The sequence below is a fragment of the Pseudomonas sp. IT-P12 genome, assembly GCF_949767465.1.
Lineage (GTDB): Bacteria > Pseudomonadota > Gammaproteobacteria > Pseudomonadales > Pseudomonadaceae > Aquipseudomonas.
The window spans coordinates 982,775-1,001,421 of sequence record NZ_CATKPY010000011.1 but is presented as its reverse complement, the minus strand read 5'-3'; the positions used below and the strand labels follow the sequence as shown (position 1 = coordinate 1,001,421).

Annotated in this window: 15 protein-coding genes; 2 read left to right on the top strand and 13 right to left on the bottom strand. The window is 62.9% G+C overall.

Features of this window, described 5'->3' with window-relative positions; genetic code table 11:
• Position 1: 1 nt before the first annotated feature.
• The 4 genes from ACM6IM_RS07625 to ACM6IM_RS07610 form a co-directional block, all read right to left on the bottom strand.
• The gene (locus ACM6IM_RS07625; RefSeq protein ID WP_414864710.1) at positions 2 to 1,057 is read right to left on the bottom strand and encodes an ABC transporter substrate-binding protein; all 1,056 of its coding nucleotides are present in this window, start codon (positions 1,055 to 1,057) and stop codon (positions 2 to 4) included.
• Between the two features lie 217 nt (positions 1,058 to 1,274).
• On the bottom strand, positions 1,275 to 3,128 hold the full coding sequence (locus tag ACM6IM_RS07620) for an ABC transporter ATP-binding protein (protein WP_414864709.1): 1,854 nt from the start codon (positions 3,126 to 3,128) through the stop codon (positions 1,275 to 1,277).
• On the bottom strand, positions 3,106 to 4,902 hold the full coding sequence (locus tag ACM6IM_RS07615) for an ABC transporter ATP-binding protein (RefSeq protein ID WP_414864708.1): 1,797 nt from the start codon (positions 4,900 to 4,902) through the stop codon (positions 3,106 to 3,108). The genes ACM6IM_RS07620 and ACM6IM_RS07615 overlap by 23 nt, the downstream gene beginning before the upstream one ends.
• Positions 4,903 to 5,001: 99 nt before the next feature.
• Positions 5,002 to 6,171 (bottom strand): LLM class flavin-dependent oxidoreductase, encoded by a 1,170-nt coding sequence (locus ACM6IM_RS07610; RefSeq protein ID WP_192308824.1) that lies wholly within the window; start codon positions 6,169 to 6,171, stop codon positions 5,002 to 5,004.
• Between the two features lie 350 nt (positions 6,172 to 6,521).
• Here ACM6IM_RS07610 and ACM6IM_RS07605 point away from each other — a divergent pair, with 350 nt between their 5' ends.
• Entirely contained in the window at positions 6,522 to 7,256 is a 735-nt protein-coding gene (locus ACM6IM_RS07605; protein WP_192308826.1) for a class II aldolase/adducin family protein, read from the top strand.
• Positions 7,257 to 7,449: 193 nt separating this feature from the next.
• On the opposite strand, the gene ACM6IM_RS07600 is transcribed toward ACM6IM_RS07605, so the two are convergent.
• The 4 genes from ACM6IM_RS07600 to ACM6IM_RS07585 all read right to left on the bottom strand — a co-directional run bounded on the left by ACM6IM_RS07600 (position 7,450) and on the right by ACM6IM_RS07585 (position 12,907).
• The gene (locus ACM6IM_RS07600) at positions 7,450 to 8,505 is read right to left on the bottom strand and encodes an ABC transporter substrate-binding protein (RefSeq protein ID WP_192308828.1); all 1,056 of its coding nucleotides are present in this window, start codon (positions 8,503 to 8,505) and stop codon (positions 7,450 to 7,452) included.
• 52 nt (positions 8,506 to 8,557) lie between these two features.
• Positions 8,558 to 10,780: a TonB-dependent receptor gene (locus tag ACM6IM_RS07595; protein ID WP_192308830.1), complete on the bottom strand. Its 2,223-nt coding sequence runs from the start codon at positions 10,778 to 10,780 to the stop codon at positions 8,558 to 8,560.
• A gap of 272 nt (positions 10,781 to 11,052) precedes the next feature.
• Positions 11,053 to 11,727, bottom strand: coding sequence for a class II aldolase/adducin family protein (locus tag ACM6IM_RS07590; RefSeq protein ID WP_414864707.1), 675 nt, complete (start codon positions 11,725 to 11,727; stop codon positions 11,053 to 11,055).
• Between the two features lie 214 nt (positions 11,728 to 11,941).
• Entirely contained in the window at positions 11,942 to 12,907 is a 966-nt protein-coding gene (locus ACM6IM_RS07585; protein WP_414864706.1) for an oxidoreductase, read from the bottom strand.
• A gap of 83 nt (positions 12,908 to 12,990) precedes the next feature.
• Between ACM6IM_RS07585 and ACM6IM_RS07580 the strand changes: the two genes are divergently transcribed.
• A complete protein-coding gene (locus ACM6IM_RS07580; RefSeq protein WP_414864705.1) occupies positions 12,991 to 13,911 on the top strand; it encodes an AraC family transcriptional regulator in 921 nt (306 codons plus the stop codon).
• Here the strand turns inward: ACM6IM_RS07580 and ACM6IM_RS07575 are convergent.
• From ACM6IM_RS07575 to ACM6IM_RS07555, 5 genes are all read right to left on the bottom strand, one after another.
• A complete protein-coding gene (locus ACM6IM_RS07575; RefSeq protein ID WP_414864704.1) occupies positions 13,908 to 15,011 on the bottom strand; it encodes a GlxA family transcriptional regulator in 1,104 nt (367 codons plus the stop codon). The two genes, ACM6IM_RS07580 and ACM6IM_RS07575, sit on opposite strands and share 4 nt — an antisense overlap.
• 5 nt (positions 15,012 to 15,016) lie before the next feature.
• Complete coding sequence (locus tag ACM6IM_RS07570; RefSeq protein WP_414864703.1) at positions 15,017 to 16,417, bottom strand: amino acid permease; 1,401 nt, start codon at positions 16,415 to 16,417, stop codon at positions 15,017 to 15,019.
• Between the two features lie 409 nt (positions 16,418 to 16,826).
• Entirely contained in the window at positions 16,827 to 17,057 is a 231-nt protein-coding gene (locus ACM6IM_RS07565) for a DUF2798 domain-containing protein (RefSeq protein ID WP_414864702.1), read from the bottom strand.
• Positions 17,058 to 17,135: 78 nt separating this feature from the next.
• Positions 17,136 to 17,849 carry a cysteine hydrolase family protein gene (locus ACM6IM_RS07560; RefSeq protein ID WP_414864701.1) on the bottom strand — a complete coding sequence of 238 codons (714 nt, stop codon included), beginning with the start codon at positions 17,847 to 17,849 and terminating at the stop codon, positions 17,136 to 17,138.
• An 80-nt stretch (positions 17,850 to 17,929) separates the two neighbouring features.
• Positions 17,930 to 18,520, bottom strand: a complete 591-nt coding sequence (locus tag ACM6IM_RS07555; RefSeq protein ID WP_414864700.1) for a TetR family transcriptional regulator C-terminal domain-containing protein — start codon at positions 18,518 to 18,520, stop codon at positions 17,930 to 17,932.
• Positions 18,521 to 18,647 lie beyond the last annotated feature (127 nt).

Genomic DNA, 18,647 nt, shown 5'->3' with positions numbered 1-18,647 from the left:
GTCAACCGGTACGGGTGGCCACCAGACTGCGCAGGGTTTCCTGAGGGCGAGGGTCGATCCAGTCGGCAACGGAGAACGTCGCCGGGATGAAGTTCCAGCGGTGCAGGAAATCGGTGAAGTCCTGCACGCCATTGATCGAGCGCTCATCGAGGTTGGTGCGCAGGCGCTGGTGCGCATCCGTGCCGTAGGCCGCGGTGACCCAGTACTCGCTGCTGTTGGTTTCGTGGGCCAGGAAGCGCCGGGTGTCCTGCGGGTGAGTCCAGGCCCATTCTTCGGCGCGTACCACCGAGGACAGGATCGCCACCGCCGTGTCGTAGTGCTGATCCAGCAAATGGCTGTCGACGCTGAGGGTGCGCGGGGTGCCGTTGTTCGAGCGGATCAGCGGTTCCGGATGCGAGCCGGTGTCGATCACGGTGTGCAGGCCAAACTGGTGGGCCAGTTGGGCGGCGTGTGCGCCCTTGAGGAAGATCGCATCGACTTCGCCGCGCAGCAGGCCCACCAGCTCGGCGTTCTGGCCGCCGTTGCGGCGCCCACCGAAGTTGGCCACGCCATTGACCACCTGGGTGGCCTCATCGCTGAATGTGCCGCCGTGGACGTAATCCACCAGCTCGACATCCTTGACTTCAAGGCCTTCGAGTTTGAGGGCGTTCTCCAGGCCGCGCAGGGCCTGTGCGCGGGTGAAGTCGATTTGCGCATTGACCCAGTGCGGCAGGCCGAACCTGCGGCCCTTGAGGTCCTTGACGGATTTGATGTCGCTGCCGGGCAGGGTCAGGATCAACTGGATTTCATCGGCCCAGGACAAGCCGATGACCCGCGTGTCGCGGCCGCTGGATTTAGCCCAGATGGCCGGGATGTTGCCGCCGTGGCGAACCGAGTTCTGCAGGGTGTGATCAAAGTGCGATTCGCGCACGGCCTGCTCGCTGGACTCACGCAACGACTGGATGCGCGTGCCTTGCTGTTCAAGGGCTTCTTCCAGCCAACCCTTTTGAACGGCGATGCCGAGGCCGGTTGGCACCGGGCAGCGGGTGTACCAGAGTGTTTCGAGGGGGTGGGACATTGTGCTTACTCCATAGGTTACGGCAGGTCTTCACAGAGGCGGTTGATCACCGATTGCGTAGGGCATTTGCAACGGGCATGCCACGCGGCGAATCATCGGCAAAGCCCCGTGTTTACGGGGACCTGCCGCAGTGATTACAGGGGCTACGGGGATCTATTGCTGCTGGAGCAGCAATCGATCAGCAAGGTCGGTGGGTGACCAGCAGCACGGCGCGTCATCAGGCGCTCGCGGGCTGTGGCGCGGCGGGGGCGTGTTCGTTGTGTTCGTAGGTGCGATACAACGCGGCGTAGGCCCCGCCCTGGTCGAGCAGCGCGCTGTGGTTGCCCAGCTCGATCATTCGGCCGTTGCGCACGACGCCGATCCGGTCGGCGTCGCGAATGGTCGCCAGCCGATGGGCGATGATGATGGCCGTGCGTCCTTCACACAGGCGCCGCAAGGCTTTCTGGATGCGCCGTTCGGTGTGGATGTCGACCGCCGAGGTCGCTTCGTCGAGGACCAGCACGGCCGGGTCGGCGAGGAAGGCACGGGTCAGGCACACCAGTTGTCGTTGTCCATGGCTCAGGTGAGCACCCAGCGCGCCGACTTCGGTGTGATACGCGCGGGGCAGCCGCTCCAGCACTTCGTCGGCACCCAGTGCCTGCGCCGCTGCGATCAGTCGCTCATCGCTGGCGTCCGGGCGGGCCAGTCGCAGGTTGTCGAGGATGGTCCCGCTGAACAGCACATTGTCCTGGAGCACCACGCCCACGTGGCGACGCAATTGCTGCTGGGTCAGTTGCCGGATGTCGATGCCGTCGAGTGTCACCGCACCGTGCTGCACTTCGTAGAAGCGCGTGAGCAGTTGCACCAGGGTGCTCTTGCCATGTCCGGACGGGCCGACCAGTGCCAGCACTTGACCGGCGGGGATGCGCAGGACGAAGTCCTCGATCACCGCTTTTGCACCCGGCTGATACGCGAATGTCACGTGCTCGAAGTTCACCGCGCCCCGGGCTTTTTCGAGGGGCACCGGGGTGTCGCTGTCGAGAATGTCCGGTGGGGTATCGAGCAGCAGGAAAATCCGCTGGGCCGAAGCCGAACCCGTGGCATAGCGCTCGAACAGATCGGACAGTTCCTGCAGGGGGCCGAGGAACAGCATCACGTAGAACAGGCTTTCGGCGACTTGCCCGACCGTCAGTTGGTGCTGCGCCAGGCCATACGCGCCCAGCATCAGGAGCACCGCCATGCCGAGCGCCGCCAGCAGCCCGGTAAACGGCGCGAACCAGCCCGAGCGCAGGTTGCCGCCAATCAAGGCATTGTTGAAGTCTTCCAGCAAGCCTCGATAGCGCAGGCGGTTCGGTTCCTGCTGCACGCATTGCTGGATCATGCGCGCCCCGGCCACGGTTTCCACCAGGTGCGCGGTGAAGCGGCTGCGGTTCTCCGCCACCCGGGCCCAGGTGCGTTGCGAGATCCGCTTGAAGCTCCAGGTCGCCACGAACAACGCCGGCACGATGCCCGCCAGGCCAAGGAAAAACACCGGCGAGATCAGCCACAACATGATCGAGGCGACGCTGCAACGCAGCAGGGCGCCGAGCAGTTCCGGCGGGCCCTGGATCAGCAGCGCTTCGAGGCTGTCGACGTCACGGTCGGCACGGGAAATGATGCGACCGGCCTTGGTCCGATCGAAGTAGCCGATGCTCAATGCCTGCACATGGCTGAACACCCGCACCCGCAAGTCGTTGAGTACGCGAATGGCGGCGCTGCCGGCGATGTATTGCGAGAGGCCGGCCAGCAGGAAACGTGCACTCCAGGTGCCCACAAGACCCAGGCCCAGCAGGCCTGTCAGGGGCAAATCCAGCAGCCATGCATCGTCCTGGCGAACCAGGCCGCGGTCGAGCAGCTCGCGGACGAACCAGGGGCGCAGGAACACGGCGAACACCAGCAGCAACTCCAGCCCGATCACCGCCAGAATGCGTGAGCGCACCGGGCCGAGCAGCGGCAACAGCCGACTGAACATGCTGCGATCCAGGCCCTTTTTGGCCAGCGCTTCTTCAATCTCGATATCGCTGAGCGCTTTACCGGGCAGTGGATTCGTCATGTTCGACCCCCAAAAGATCACGGTAGAAAGCGTTGCGTTCGACCAGCTCGGCGTGCGTGCCGCTGTCGGCAATGTGACCGTCTGCCAGCACCAGGACCCGGTCGGCGAGCAGGATGGTGGACAGCTTGCTGGAGACAATCAGCAACGTGGTGGTTTGCCCGTCGTGTTGCAGCAAGCCGCGAATGTTGTGGATCACCCGGCGCTCGGTAACAGAGTCCAAGGCACTGGTGGCGTCATCCAGGCACAGGATGTCGGGACGTGCCAGCAGAGCGCGCGCGAGGTTGATGCGTTGGCGTTGACCGCCGGACAGCGTAACGCCGCGGTCGCCCAGCGCAGTGTCCAGCCCATGGGGAAGGCGCTCCAGCACGTCCTCGGCCGCGGCCAGGCTCAAGCCCTGGAGCAGCCTGTCGTCGCTTGCCCCGGGAGCAGCCAGGCGCAGGTTGGCGGCGAGGGTGTCGGAAAACATGAAGCTTTCCTGGGGTACGACGTGCACACGCTGGCGCAACGCGTCCAGGTTGAGCGTGCGCACGTCCTGCCAGCCGTCACGGCTGGAACCGAGCGAGACCACGCCCTGCTGCGCATCCGTCAGGCGTGGCAACAGGCTCGCCAGCAGACTCTTGCCGGCGCCCGTGGCCCCGACCAGTGCGACAACCTCGCCGGGCTCCAGCGTAAAGCTGCAATCGTGCAGGATGCTTCGGCCGCCGCCTGGCGCGTTGACGGTGACCTGCTCGAAGCGCAACCCCAGCGGCCGCGCCGGCAACGCCTGGGTTGCGCTCTGCAGGGTCAGTGGCGCGTCGAGCAGTTGCCAGATGCGCTCGGCAGAGGAGCGCGCATCGGCGAACACCTGCATCACCCGGCCGATGCCTTCGATACGAAACACCAGGGTGGTGGCAATCAGCAGTGACGTCACCCATTCACCGATGCCCAGATGGCCGTCGCGTACCCGCAGGGCGCCATAGACAAAAATCCATACGTGGCTGAGCGCAACGATCACTTGCGGCAGCGGTATCCGTGAGCTGGCAAAGGCCAGGGCAAGGCGTGCCTGCTCGGCAAAGAAACCGACCTGCTGGCTGAATCGTTCGATGCGACTGGCCTCCAGCGCGAACGACTTGATCACCCGGACACCGCCGATGCCTTCGCTGAGGTCCTGATTGACCCGGTCGTAGGCGGCGCCCACTTCACGGTCTAGGATCAACAGGCGTTCGGTCTGGCGCACGAAAATCCACAGACCCAGGGCGGTCAACAGCAGCGGCACCAGTCCCAGCCAGGCGTCGTACCAGGCCAACAGGCCGACTGTGGCCACCAGGATCAGTGGCGTTTCCACCAGTTGTCGCCAGAAGCTGATCAACGCATCGCGCAATTTGTCCGCATCCCGGGTGGTGCGGCTGATCATCTCGCCCATGCCATGCTCCCAGTGGTAGCCCAGCGGCAGAGTTTGCACCTGCTGCAGGATGCGCTCGCGCAGGCGGGTGAGCAGGGCCTGGCTGAGGATCAGCGACAACACGCCACTGGCATATTGGGCCGCGCCGCGCACCAGCGCCACGGCGAGCAGCAGCCATACCCAGAACCACGCGCGACTGGCATCCAGGCTGCCGTCGTCCAGACGGATGACGGCCTGGCCGTTGTTGACGTCGTTCATGGCCTGCCCGATCAGCCATTGCTGGACGGCCAGCCCGCCGCTGACCACGAGGAACAGGAGGGTGGTCAGGGCGAAGCGCCGGGGCATTTCGCGATAGATCAGCAGACTGCGCAGCAAAGGGTAGTGCTCGATCATGGATTCACTTCTTCAAAAACCGATGCCTGGATCGTGAAAACCCCGCAGACACCGGGGGGTGTGCGGGGCTGGGTGCAGGTGCGATGTCTGTGCGGCCGATCAGCCGGCGATCTTCAGGTTGCTCGCCGCAGGCGTTGCGTCCGCGACAGGCCGTTGATGCACCAGTGGCAGCACTTCCTGGCCAATGCGCAAGGCTTCTTCAAGGTGCGGGTTACCGGCCAGGATGAAGGTCGAGAAACCGGCGTCGCGGTATTCGGCCAGGCGCTCGGCGACGTTCTCATGGCTGCCGACCAGGCCAATCGTCGGCCCCGGCTTGGCCTTGCCGAAACCGGCCCACAGATTAGGGCCGATGATCAGGTCTTCGAAGCGTTCGGAGTTCTGGTGGTAGGCCGTTTGCCGGGCCGCGCCGACCGAGTCCGAGCCGCTGGCGAAGCTCTTGATGAACTCGCTGGTTTTGGCATCGATGCGATCGTACTGGCGGCGCAGCTCCGACCATGCCGCTTCTTCTGTCTCACGGGCGAACAGGTCGATGCGAATGCCAAAGCGCACTTCGCGGCCTTGCTTGTCGGCCAGTTCGCGCACCCGTTCGATGTGTGGCTTGAGCTTGTCGACCGGCTCTGCCCAGTTCAGGTAGACATCGGCGTGACGGGCGGCAACGTCCAGCGCCGGGTCGGAGAAACCGGAGAAGTACACGCTCGGCTTGCGCTCCCGGGTCAGGCCGCGTGGCAGTGAGCCGTTTTCCAGTTGGTAGACATCGCCCTGGTAGGAGAACGATTCGTTCTCCCACAAGCCCTTGATGATGTCGAGGAATTCGCCGGTGCGCTTGTAGCGCAGGTCATGGCTGAGGAAGTCGCCGTTGGCGCGTTGAGCCGCCGGGTTGCCACCGGTGATGATGTTCCAGTCGAGCCGTCCGTGGCTGAGGTTCTGCAGGATGGCCGCTTGCTGTGCAGCGTACGCCGGCAGGGTCCAGGTGGCCTGGAACGCGATCAGGAACTTGATCCGGCGGGTTTCCCGCGCCAGCGCCGCAGCGGCGATCCACGGCTCCGGGCCGGTGGGCAGCAGGGCGCCTTCAAAGCCGGCGAGCTCGGCGGCCTTGGCCACTTGCGCGATGTAGTCGATGTAGGTGAAACCGTCCGGTTCACCATTCGGCAACCGGCCTGGCGCGATGTTGCCCGGACGATGAATGGCGGCGCCCCGGGTATTTTTGTCGGTGGCCAGATAATGCCCGTCACTGCCCAGGGGCAGGCGCCAGAAAAATTCGGTACTCATAGAAAACTCCAGAATCAGAAAACTCGGGCCGGTCGGTACGAGAGCCGCGGTGTCGCAGCAATTGCAACGGCTGTGCCAAGCACTCGGAGCACCGTGGGCCGGGGCCTTGGGCGGTACAGGGGGACAGGATGGCGGACGGCTGCTGGCGTAGCAGCAGTTGATCAGCAGGTGATGCTGGTGATGCAGCAAGATCGCGGCGGGGCTCGTCCGCAATCTTGTCGTGTTGGATAAAAGTGATTAAAAACAGATGGTTAGTGGCCTGTCGCAAGCTGGCACAGGAAGTGCTCAGCAGGTTGACATGCCAGGACTGCGATCCGGCATTCTCAATCGATTAGCTGGAGTGTTTTGCCATGACTCACGTGTTGACTGCCGAACAACTGACCTACCTGGATCAGGCCAAGCGCGATTTCGCCAAGGCCTTCCGCGTGCTGAAAAATACCCGCACCCTGACCGCCACCAACACCCTTCAGGCCTACCTGCGTGTGCCCGAGACCCGCCTGGTGATCGCCCTGCATGCGCCTGGCCCGTGGGCGGAAGACGAAGAAATCCGTGCGGTGGTGGCCGACTATGACGGCGTGTTGTACCTGGACGAATCCGTTGCCGGCAGTTCGCCTTTGAGTGGCAGCAAGGCCGGTGGCAATGGCAGGCGTTACGCGAAGGTGTTCGCCGAGCGTGCGGACATCAATCTGGTGATCCACGTGCACACCCCATGGCTGGGTGGCTGGGCCAGCGCGCACCGGGTGTTGCCAATCCGCTATGCCGCTTCGCAACGCGTGACCCTGTCCCGCGAATTGCCGATCTATGTCGATCGTCGCCAGCCGGAGCCGGACTTCATAATTGAGCAGCTCCAGCGCGATCCCCACCTGCAAGCGATCCTCGAGGCCAATGGCGGTGCGACCTTCTGGGGAGCTGGCATTATCCCGGTGTCCAAGCTGATCCTGCTGATCGAAGAGGGTGCCTGGTTCCAGGGCCTGGCCGAAGGTCTGGGCGGCTCGAAAGAGTTCGGCCCGGGGGTGTTGGAGCAGCAGTGGAATATGACGGGTTTGTGGGAACAGGGTAAGAAACTGCTGGAAAACGCGGCCTGAGTATTCCGGCGGCAAGAGAGCGGGCGGTCTGAATGCCCGCGTTGTTGGGACGTTTTTCGCGAGCATGCCCGCTCCCACGGGTGTCCGCATTGCCCTGTGGGAACGAGCCCGCTCGCGATGGTCGTCAACGATAACGCGGTCTGTCCGGATGCCCGCGTTGTTTGACCGCTGTTCGTGTCCCTCTGATCGGCGGTTACTTCCACTCGGAAGTCAGGTTGAGGTTCTTCAGGCCCTGTTCGACAAAGCGGTTGTCCAGCAGGTCATCGACCTTGACGTCCTTGCGTATCAGCTTGGCCTGGAGGCTGTAGGCGATGCCGTCCTGGTAATGCTGGCGCAGGGGCACGTTGATCAGCGGGCTGAAGTGATCCTTCCAGGATTCGCCGTCCACTTCGCGCAACAGCACGCTCTGCGGCTGGCCCGACTGTGACAACAGCTCGATGTACTCGGCCTTGTGCTCTTCCTGGGAGGCCCATTGCAGCGCCTTCAGATAGGCGTCCACCACCAGTTGCGTGACTTCCGGTTGCTGGTCGACGAAGTCGCTGGCACCGAACAGCTCCGCGCGCATTTTCCAGTCTGCCGGTGCCTGTTTGCTTGACCAGATGATCTTGCCGACCTTCTTGTCTTCAAGCAGGTAAGCGTCGCTCAAGGTGAAGAAGCCGTCGATGCGACCGGCACTCAGCGCGGCGCCGCCAGCCTGGGGGTTGAGATTGAACATGCGGAAATCGTCGAATGTCAGCTGCCGCGATTCCAGCAGCTTGGCGAACGACAGTTCCCACGGCCGGCCACGGTGCAGCGCCACGCGCTTGCCCTTCAGGTCATCGATTGACTGCGCGGTGGAGTCTGGCGGCACCACCAGGTAGACATTGTTGCCGGTGCCGCCCGCCGCGAGCAGCTTGGTCGAGACGCCGGATGAGTTGAGGATGATGCTCGGCAGGTCGCCGTAGAACGCGAAGTCGATGCGCTTGTTGGCGAACTCTTCATTGACGAAGGTACCTACCGAGGCAGTGGCCGCCGGCACCCATTGCAACTCGACACCGCGTTTGGCCAGTTGCTCCTTCAGCCATGGGTCCTTGTCCATCAGGTAGGTCGGGCCGTTGAAGGTGACCTTGCCGGCATTCGAGTAGGCGACCGTGGCGATGCGCACGGTTTTCAACGGGGCGGCCGCGAGGCTCAACTGGCTGGCGAATAACCCCAGCACCAGCGAAGCCGGCACCCAGAGTCGGGAGGGAAACAAGCGCGAAAGTTTCATGAGTATCTGCCTTGTGTGGCAGTGGCCGGCCAACGCCGGCCACCAGGGTTGATCAGAAGCGGCTGGTCAGTGAAACGCCGAAGGTGCGGGGGTCACCAAACATCACGCCGGCGCTCTGGAAGCCGCCGGGCAGGGTATGGCTGCGGTATTCCTTGTCGGTGAGGTTGTGCACGTAGCCCGTCACCTCGGTTTTGCCGCCCGGCAGTTCGTAGGTCAGTCGGGCATTGCCGAGGGTGTAGCCGCCGCTGCGCATGTTCTGGCTTTGGTCGTTGGTGAAATAGTACTGGCGGCTGCGGGTGTCCCAATCGGTGCCGACGACGATGGCACCACCGACGTTCAGCGGAATCCGGTAGTCGGCACCGATCACCGCAGAGACGTTAGGGGCACGGACGAATTTGTTGCCCGAGTAATCGTTGGGGCCCGAGGTGTAGTCGGTGAATTCGGTGTGCAGCAGGCCGAGGCCGAAGTTGACGTGCAGGTTGTCCAGCGGGATCGCTTCGAGTTCGAACTCGGCGCCGTAGGCCTCGCCCTGTGCGCCGTTGGCCAGGCGTGACACGGTCTGGTTGTTGACGGCGGTCACGATGTTCAACTGGATGTCTTCGTAGTCGTAATAAAACAGGTTGGCGTTGGCGTTCAGGCGCCCGTCGAACCACTCGGACTTCAACCCCAGTTCGTACGCGGTGAGGTATTCCGGATCCACCGTGGCCACCGTCGATTGCGTGGTGACGCCAGCGTTGTAGCCACCGGAGCGGAAGCCCTTGGAATAGCGGAAATACACCCGGGCGTTGTCCGACAGTTTGTATTGCGGGGTGAGGTCGTAGGTCCAGTCGCTCCAGGTGTTGCTTTCATCCTGCAGGGCGGTGACGCCCAGGGCCGAGGTGACATTCTCGGGTTTCCACCAGTCGCCACCGCCGAAGCTCGCCTGACCCACGTTGGCCACGCGGTTCAGGTCGATCGACTTGCGTTCGCGGGTCCAGCGCAGGCCACCGGTCAGGCTGAAGTCGTCGGTGAAGTTGTAGGTCACGCTGCCGAACAGCGCATAGCTTTCGGTCTTCTGGTCGTACGCCACGCGGTTGTAGCTGCGGTTGATGTAGGTGTTGTCCAGCGTGCCGTTGGCGCTTTTGGAGTCGAGGTCTTCGTTGAAGTAGTGCAGGCCCGCCACCCAGTTCAGCCGGTCGCTGCTGGGTGAGGCCAGGCGCAGCTCCTGGGAGAACTGTCGGCTGTTGGCGTAGGCATAGCCGCGCTGCAATTCCAGGGGCGTGTTGTCGCTGTCGCTCACGGCATCGCGCTTGAACGATTCGAGCGCGGTGATCGAGGTCAGTTGCAGGTCGCCCAGTTGCCAGATCAGGTTGAGGTTGCCGCCATCCTGTTCGATGTTCGCGCTGTTCTTGGCGTTGTAGTACACATCGCCCTGCTTGGGGTCCACGTGGTAGCCGAACTGATTGTTGCCGTTCGGTCCGGTGCCATAGTTGACGGAGCTGGAGCTGCCGGTGTCGTGGTAACGGCGACTGTGGAAGTTGAGGTTGGCTTCCAGGTCATCCGAGAGTACGGCGAGGAACTGCAGGCGAATCGCGTCGTCCTCAAGGGCGCCACGGTCGTTGCCATTGGCCTTGTTTTCGCTGTAGCCGTCATTGGCCTGGTGACGGATCGCCACGCGGGCCGCGAGCTTGTCGTCAACCAGGGCACCGCCCACCGCGCCTTCAACGGCACGGTTGGCGTAGGTGCCCGCGTCCAGCTTGTAATAGCCGTCCTCCTTGAAGGTCGGTTTTTTCGAGATGAAGTTGATGGCGCCGCCGGTGGTGTTCTTGCCCCACAGGGTGCCCTGCGGGCCGCGCAGCACTTCGACACGGTCCAGGTCGAACAGCGGAAAGCCGGTGGCGCTGATGTTGGAGATGTACACGTCGTCCATGTAGATGCCCACCGGGCTCACGGTGTTGGCCCCCTGGTCACCGGTGCCCAGGCCGCGGATCCACCAGCGTGGGCGGCCGTGGCCGTCGGTGGTGCCTGCCGAGGCATTGGGAATGTAGCGGGTGATTTCGTTGGCGGAATTGAGCGACGCTTCGCGGATCTTGTCGCCGCTGAGGACAGAGATCGGTGCGGGCACTTCCTGTACGGTTTCTTCGCGCTTCTGGGCGGTGACCGTGACTTTTTCCAGGGTCGAGCCGCTGGTGGCCGATGCCTGTGGGTCGAGGTTTTCGTCGGCGTAGCTGCTGTTGATGCAAAGGCTTCCCAGGCTGACAGCCACCGCGATGGATAAACGTGTGCGTTTGAACATAGTGCTCCCCATTACTGCTTCGGAAGAGAGGTCGAAGACTCTCGCAAGGCTAATATCGGGTCTGTGTATCAGCCCGTTTGATGGGGGTATCGCAACAACCGTACCTAAAATGAAAAAGCGCGGTAGTAAAATGTAACTTGTTGAAAAATATGTAGAAAAACTTATTGCCGGGGGGAGCGCTTGGCGAGTTTACAGCGAGCGGACTGCTGGCCTGGACGCACCTGCTGGGAGGGTGCTGCTGGAGCAGCACCCGGGCGTGACGGAGAGGGGGCTCAACCGGTATAGGCTTTGGACCGCTCCAGCAAACCGGTACGCTTCCATTGCAGTTCGAGCGCGCCGGGGGTGTAAACCTGCGCCCCCCCCAACTGTTCGGCAATCGCCTGGTAACGCGCGGCCTCCTCGACAAAGAGGATGATCTCCGAAGTCTTCAGAATCCCCTGGCCCCAGAAGTTGGCGCCGCCGTTGGATTCCAGCAACGCCGGAGGCGGCGCCAGTTCAGGGTGCTGGTCCAGGCGCTCGCGAATCACCTCGAGGGCGCTGCGGGTGCGCTCCAGATGGTTGGGGATTTCCCGTGCGAGCAGGTGCCGGGCCGCCGCCACATAGAGGATCGGGAACGGCTTGTGCGCCAGTGACCAGGCCGACAGCCAGGCGGTGTGCACATGGATCACGGTGTCGGCTTGCAGGCGCGCTTCATTGATCAGCGAGTCAGGGTGATCGGCGAACGCCGACAGGCTGATCTTCGGCGTCTGGTCCCGTGCCAGGCCACCGGGAAAACGAATTCCCAGCAAGCGGTCGGTGCCGGGGATGCGATGGGAAATGTGGAACGTCAGGCTCGCCGACAGCGTGCCGTTCGCCCGCAGGGTGTCAAAGGCGTGAAGGGCATCAGCCCGGGCCTGGTCGACATAGGCGACCAGGTCGATATCGGTGGTGTGTTCAATGGCAGACATGAGGGATCTCCTGAAGGGCTGTCGGTGCGATCGCAATCGCACGCCATCCGGGAGAGCACAGGCCGTGCCATGACCCTGTTTTCGGTGTTTGCGCCAATGCCGTCGAGGGCCGAGCTGTCCGACACCGGCCCTGGCCGGCGCGATTCGATCCGGATGTGCTGGATGAGCAGCAACGGATAAGCAGTCCGGCGTTTGCCCGGACGGCCTCCAGCGCTCAGGCGACGTCCATGCCTGTCCATTGCCGGGACAACGCCCAAAGGCGCTCGGCGAGTTCCGGGTCGGCCGCCCAGTGCGCCACGCCCTTGCGCCCCAGTGCCGCGTCATTGATCGGCGCGATGTTGCAGTCTTCGCAGTACACACCGCCTTGGTTGTCCAGGTCCTTGCTGGTGGCGCACCACAGACCCGTTGCCGCGCCTTGCTCCAGGGTCTTGAGACCCGATTCGGGCTCGACCCTTGGCTTGCCCTGTTGATCATAAATGTCGAACGCGGCGATTTCCTCGGTGCTCAGGTGACGCGCCAGGTCCGTCAGGATCTGTCCCGGGTGCAGGGAAAAAGCGCGTATGCCGTGTGGACTGCCGCGTCGATCCAGCGCCAGGGCGAACAGCGCATTGGCGGTTTTCGACTGACCGTAGGCGAGCCATTTGTCGTAGGGGCGTTGCTGAAAATCGATGTCCTGGAAATCGATCCCGGCGATCTGATGCCCACGCGATGACACGGCAATCACGCGGCCCTTTCCTGCGACAAGCGCGGGCCACAGGCCACAGGTCAGGCGGTAGTGCCCCAGGTGATTGGTGGCGAACTGGCTTTCGTGGCTCTGGGCGTCGCGCAGCAAGGGCGCGGCCATGATCCCGGCGCAGTTGATCAGCAGGGATATCGGGTTGCCCTGGGCCACGATGCGTCGCGCAAAGGCCTGGATGGAGTCGGGTTGCATGAGGTCCATGGCCTGCACTTCGACCTGCCCGACATCTGCCAACGCCTCGCGGGCTCTGTGCGGATCCCTGGCGGGTACGATGACGTTCGCGCCGGCCTCGGCCAGGCGTCTGGCGGTGACCAGGCCGATGCCGGAGTGGCCGCCGGTGACGATGGCGATGCGACCGCTCAGGTCCACGCCAGCCATGACATCGGCGGCGGTGCTGGCAGCGTGAAAGGGCGAGCGGATAGGCTGTTGTGGCGTTGGCATGTGTGTGTCCTCCTGCTATCGAGGCTGACTATTCTTGGTTACTATCGCCGGACAAAACAGGTCATAACATCCGGGTTTTTATCGTGATCATCCAAAGCGCAACCTCCGATCCCTTGTCTGATGTGCTCGCGATGACCGGCCTGCGCACGGCGTGCTCGGTGCGCCTGCAAGCCGGGGGCGTGTGGGCCCTGCGGTTTCGTCCCATCGAGTTGAAATTCAATGTGGTGCGGCGCGGTGAGTGCTGGCTGCTCACCGAGGGCGCGCCGGCTCAGCTTCTGCGTGCGGGTGATTGCTTCGTGGTGTCGCGCACGCCCTTTGTCCTGGCCAGTTCACCGGAGGTCGAGCCCGTCGATGCGGCCGTGGTGTTTTCCCAGGAAGGCGCGTCGGCGAAGATGGGGGCAGGGGAGGATGTGGAGTTGCTGGGGGGCAGTGTGTCGGTCGAGCGTCCGGGGGCTGTCGAGCTGATCGATCTGTTGCCGCCGGCCTTCATCATTCCGGCGAGTGGCGCGGGCGCTTCGTCATTCGCCTGGCTGCTGGATGAACTCGATCGAGAGTGGCAGTCGGCACAGGTGGGCGCCTATTCGGTGTGCAACGATCTGCTGCGAATGATCTTTGTCCACGCCTTGCGATATCACATTTCCACGGCGTCCATGGATGACTTGAACTGGCTCGCAGGGCTTCGCGATCCGGCCATCGCGCCGGTGTTGGGGGCGATACATCGCCAGCCGGAAAAGAACTGGAGGCTGGGCGAACTGGCGGAACTTGCCTGCATGTCGCGCTCGAGTTTCGCCGCAAGGTTCAAGGCGCAGGTCGGGCAAGCCCCCGTCGAATACAGCGCCCGCTGGCGCATGCGTGTGGCGGCAGCACGCTTGCAGAAGGGCGGCGAAAGCGTCTCGTCCATCGCGGCTTCGCTGGGCTATCTGTCCGACGCGGCCTTCGGCGTCGCGTTCCGGCGTGTTCACGGGCAGTCGCCTGGGCGGTATCGGCGTGAGGCGTCGATCTAGGCCGTGGACGGTGCGCTGACCGGGACGCTGGCAAAGGTCGATTCGCTGCGTGCCTGGTCGAACGCGGTGACCGGTTGGACCCATCGCGGTTGAGCGATTGCGGGCACGGCGGGTTTGCGGCCGGTTCCCGCACCACAGCGCTCGTCGCTCGGCGGCACACCGAAGTACTCGCGATAGCATTTGGAGAAGTGCGGCGTGGATACAAAACCGCAGGCAGCCGTCAGCTCGACGATCGACATTGAGGTTTGCTTGAGCAACTGGCGCGCTCGAACAAGGCGTAGCCGCAGGTAGTAACGTGACGGTGTGCAGTGCAGGTATTTCTGAAACGAACGCTCCAGTTGTCGACGTGACAGGTCTACGTATTGCGCGAGGTGATCCAGGTCGATCGGTTCCTCGAGATTGGCCTCCATCAACGCGACGATTTCCTGCAGTTTCGGCTGATGAGTGCCGAGCACATGCTTGAGTGGAACGCGCTGGTGATCCTGTTCGTTGCGAATGCGCTCGTAGACGAACATCTCCGAAATGGCCGCAGACAACTCGCGGCCATGATCGCGACCGATCAGGTGCAGCATCATGTCCATGGGCGCCGTGCCGCCGGAACTGGTGAAGCGGTTGCGGTCGAGGGTAAACAGGCTCGCGCTCATGGCCACTCGCGGGAAAGCCTCCTGCATGGCTGCCAGGAATTCCCAGTGCACACTGCATTCGTAGCCATCGAGCAAACCGGCTCTGGCCAGCGCCCAACTGCCGGTACAGATGCCTCCCAGCCGCCGGGACTGCCGCGCCAGGGCTTTGAGCCAGGTCAGGTGCTCGGGCGTGACCACGTTCTGGATGCCCACCCCGCCACACACAATCACCGTGTCGGCCTGCCAGGGATCGTCCCACGCTGCGTCGGGGGTGATCGGCACGCCGTCACTGGCCCAGACCGGTTCGCCACCCGGGCTGAACGTATGCCAGCGGTAGAGCTCCTGCCCCGACAACTGATTGGCCATGCGCAAGGGCTCCACCGCCGATGCCAGGGAGATCAGAGTGAATTGGTCCAGTAGCAGGAAACCAATCGATTGGGTGGATTTCCCGTTGAGTGCGGGGCGGCTCGATGGCATGTGTGTCATCCCGCTGATGTCGCTCTGGCCGGCTGGGCAGCCTGACGCGAGGTGACCAGGCCGATGAACGAGATCGCCAGGGCCAGACCAATGGTCGTGCTGACTTCGGTACGGTGTTGCGGGGAGATCATCATGACCGTCAGGGCCGCGCAGATGAACAGGATCACCAGCCACGTCAGCCAGGGAAACAACCACATGCGAAAGGTCAACTCGACGTTTTGCCGACGCAGCATCCGACGCATGCGCAGCTGCGAAACCGCAATCGCGAGGTACACCAGCAAGGCAATCGCACCGGAACTGGCGAGCAGGAATTCGAACAACCCGGCGGGCATGAAGTAGCTCCACACCGTGATAGCCGCACCCAGCACGGTACTGGCGAGCACTGCCGCCCGTGGCACGCCGCCGGCCGAGGTCGCCTTCAGCGGTCGGGGCGCGTCGCCACGGCGCGCCAGTGAAAACAGCATGCGCGACGCGATGTAGATCGAGGAGTTCATGCAACTGGCCACGGCAATCAACACCACCACGTCGACCATGAATTTGGCATGGGGAATGTTCATGATTTCCAGCGCGCGCTGGTAGGAGCCTGTTTCGGCCAACAAGGGATCGTTCCAGGGCACCACGGAGATCACCACGAAGATCGACAGCAGATAGAACACCCCGATGCGCCAGATCACCGAGCGCGTGGCCTTGGCAATATTCTGTGCCGGGTGGCTGGACTCAGCGGCGGCGATGGTCACCGCTTCGGTGCCGATAAAACTGAACATGATGGTGATGAAGGCGCCCACGACCGCTGACAGGCCATTGGGTGCGAATCCGCCGTGCTCGGCCATCAGGCCGCTCAATCCGCTGACTTGCCGGTCGGGAACCCAACCCGTCAACACCGCGAATCCCACGCCGATGAAACCGATGATCGCCACCACTTTGGCCATGGCGAACCAGAATTCGAATTCGCCGTATTTGGACACGCTGAACAGGTTGGTCACGACCAGCGCAATGATTGACGCGAGGGCGAACTGCCAGGCTTCGACCTGTGCAAACCACTGGTTCAATACGTGTCCGGCGGCCAGCGCCTCGATCGGGATGACCAGCACCCAGAACCACCAGTAGAGCCAACCGATGGTGAAACCCGCCCAACGGCCAATGGCCTGATCGGCATAGGTGGAGAACGAGCCGGTGTCCGGGTTGGCCACCGCCATTTCACCCAGCATGCGCATGACCAGGACGACCAGCAGGCCCGAGGCCAGATAGGCCAGCAACACCGCCGGTCCCGCCGCCGCGATCGCATGCCCTGAACCCACGAACAGGCCGGCGCCGATAATCCCTGCGATAGACAACATGGTGACGTGGCGAGGCTTGAAGCCCTGCGCCAATTGGCCACTCGAATCCTTGGAGCTCGGGCTGATCATTATTGTTTTTCTCTGGTGAACGGCATTTAGACGTATTGATGGGGGCAGGCTTATGCCCTGGGTAGATGCGGCGACCTCCGGACGCTGCTGTTCCTGGTAAATCCATCCTGGCGATGTGGTGATTCGTTGCAAAAAGCAGCGCTACCTTATCCGGCTTGTCGGACAACCCAGTTTTCCGAGCGCGCCGCCGTTGTGTCTGATATCGACATTTGCGAGCAGGACGTTCACGGTTAAAACCCATCGGTCACTGAGTGGCCAATTGCAAGCATTCTGTATTGTCGGGGGCTCTGCAGGCTCGAAGGGTAGAGGGGGGAGGCGGGGAATTCCCGGCGGGTGTGACGTGCTCTGCAAGAGGGCGCGGCGTCACTTGAAAGGCGGTGGATGCGCATGGTCCTGCCGTGCACGGCGGTCACTCGTCCGTGACGGTCATGCGCCGTACCACGCCTCGGATCACGGGCGCCGCGAGCAACACCACCGGCAACATCAACACCCAGGACAGCGCCCAGGCACTCAGCCAGCGACCCGCAAAGGCGATGTCGAACGCGTGAGGCGTGGTGGCGATGGCGGCTGCGACCGAGCAGGTCAGGCCGGATTGCACGACGCCGAATACGAAATGCTCATAGCGCGCCGGGATTTTCATCGGGGCTCTCCGAGGGGCGGTCCTTCGGGAGACCGGGCGCAATGCCCGGCCTCCCTGGGACGGATCAGCGTGACAGGCTTAACGTGCCTGTTGCAGTTGCGCGACGGTTTCTTCGGTGGTCCACAGGCCATGGGCGAGGAAGCGGTAGTTGATGATCGCCGCCAGGTAACCATCGCCGTCCGGCAGGCGCGGGCCGGCGGTGGCATCACGCACGACCACGATCTCGAAGCCCTGCTCCAGCAGCTCACGCAAGTGCGATTCCACGCACAGGTTGGCCGCCATGCCGGCGAGGATGATCTGGGTCACGCCTTTCTTGCGCAGTTGCAGCGCCAGGTCGTTGGTTTCCGGGCCGTAGACCTTGTGCGGCGAGGCGATGATGGTCTGGCCATCGAGAATGTACGGTTTGTAGATCTCGAGGAAGTCGGCGCCGGACCCTTCGAAATCCTCCAGGGTGTTCGGCCCTTTGCGATCGAACATGCAGATGCTGTGCATGACCTTTTCCAGCGGACCGCCGAAATGCCAGTCATGGTCGTGCGGGTAGTAATAGTGCGGCGACACGGCAACCGGCAGTTTGCTTGCCTTGAAGGCCTTGAACAGTTTCTCCAGGTTCTCGACGGTATTGTTCTCGACAATGCTCTCACCGAACACTGCCCAACTGGCGCCAGTCGGGCTGAGGAAGTCGTTCTGGGGATCGATGACCACCAGGGCGGCCTTGCTCAGGTCGAGTTTGAAACCACTGCCTGGCAGTGCGGGTTCAGCGGGGTCTGTGTACAGGTTTTCGGACGTGCTCATTGCGGTTTACCTCTCGGGTTTATGACGGGGGTGGCGCTTAACATAAATGACCAGTCGGCTTATTAATGGGGCAAAAAAACTCACTCCAGCAGCCGTGGCAAAACGATCGATACGAAACGTTGCAACGGCGCACCGTCGCGCAGGACCTTGCCGCGCATGACAGCGCCTTCCCAGCCTTCGACGATGACGCTGGCCAGCTCTTCGGCATTGGCTGTTTCGGGCAGTTCGCGGCGTTGCTGCGCTTCACGCAGGCAACTGGCGAGCAAACCTTCCCAGCGGGCCAGAACATCGGTCAGGCGTTTGCGGGTGTGCTCGCTGCCGTTGGACATTTCCAGCGACAGGTTGCCGATCAGGCAGCCCAGGCTGTATTCATGCTCGCCGTGCTCCTGCACCAGCGCCTGGAAGAACTGGCCGATGCGTTCCAGTGGCTTGACCCGCGCGTCGTAGAAGATCGGCCCGTGGCGGGTCTCGATCGAGGTCCAGTAGTCCTCGAGGATCTCGGCCGCGAAGTCTTCCTTGCTGGCGAAGTAGTTGTAGAACGAGCCCTTGGGAATCTCGGCCGCCGCCGTGATGTCCTGTACGCCACAGCCGTTGTAGCCGCGGTCGTGCACGACCTGACGGCCAATCGACAGCAAACGGGATCTGACTTCAAGGTTGACCGGGCGAGCCATGGTAAAGACATCCAGTGGTGAGAACGTTTTAATAAACTAACTGGTCATCTATTATTCGTCAACCGGCCCTTGCCAAAAAAAGATCGGCTGACAGTTTCCACGGCCTGCCGTGTGGAACCGCCGTCAG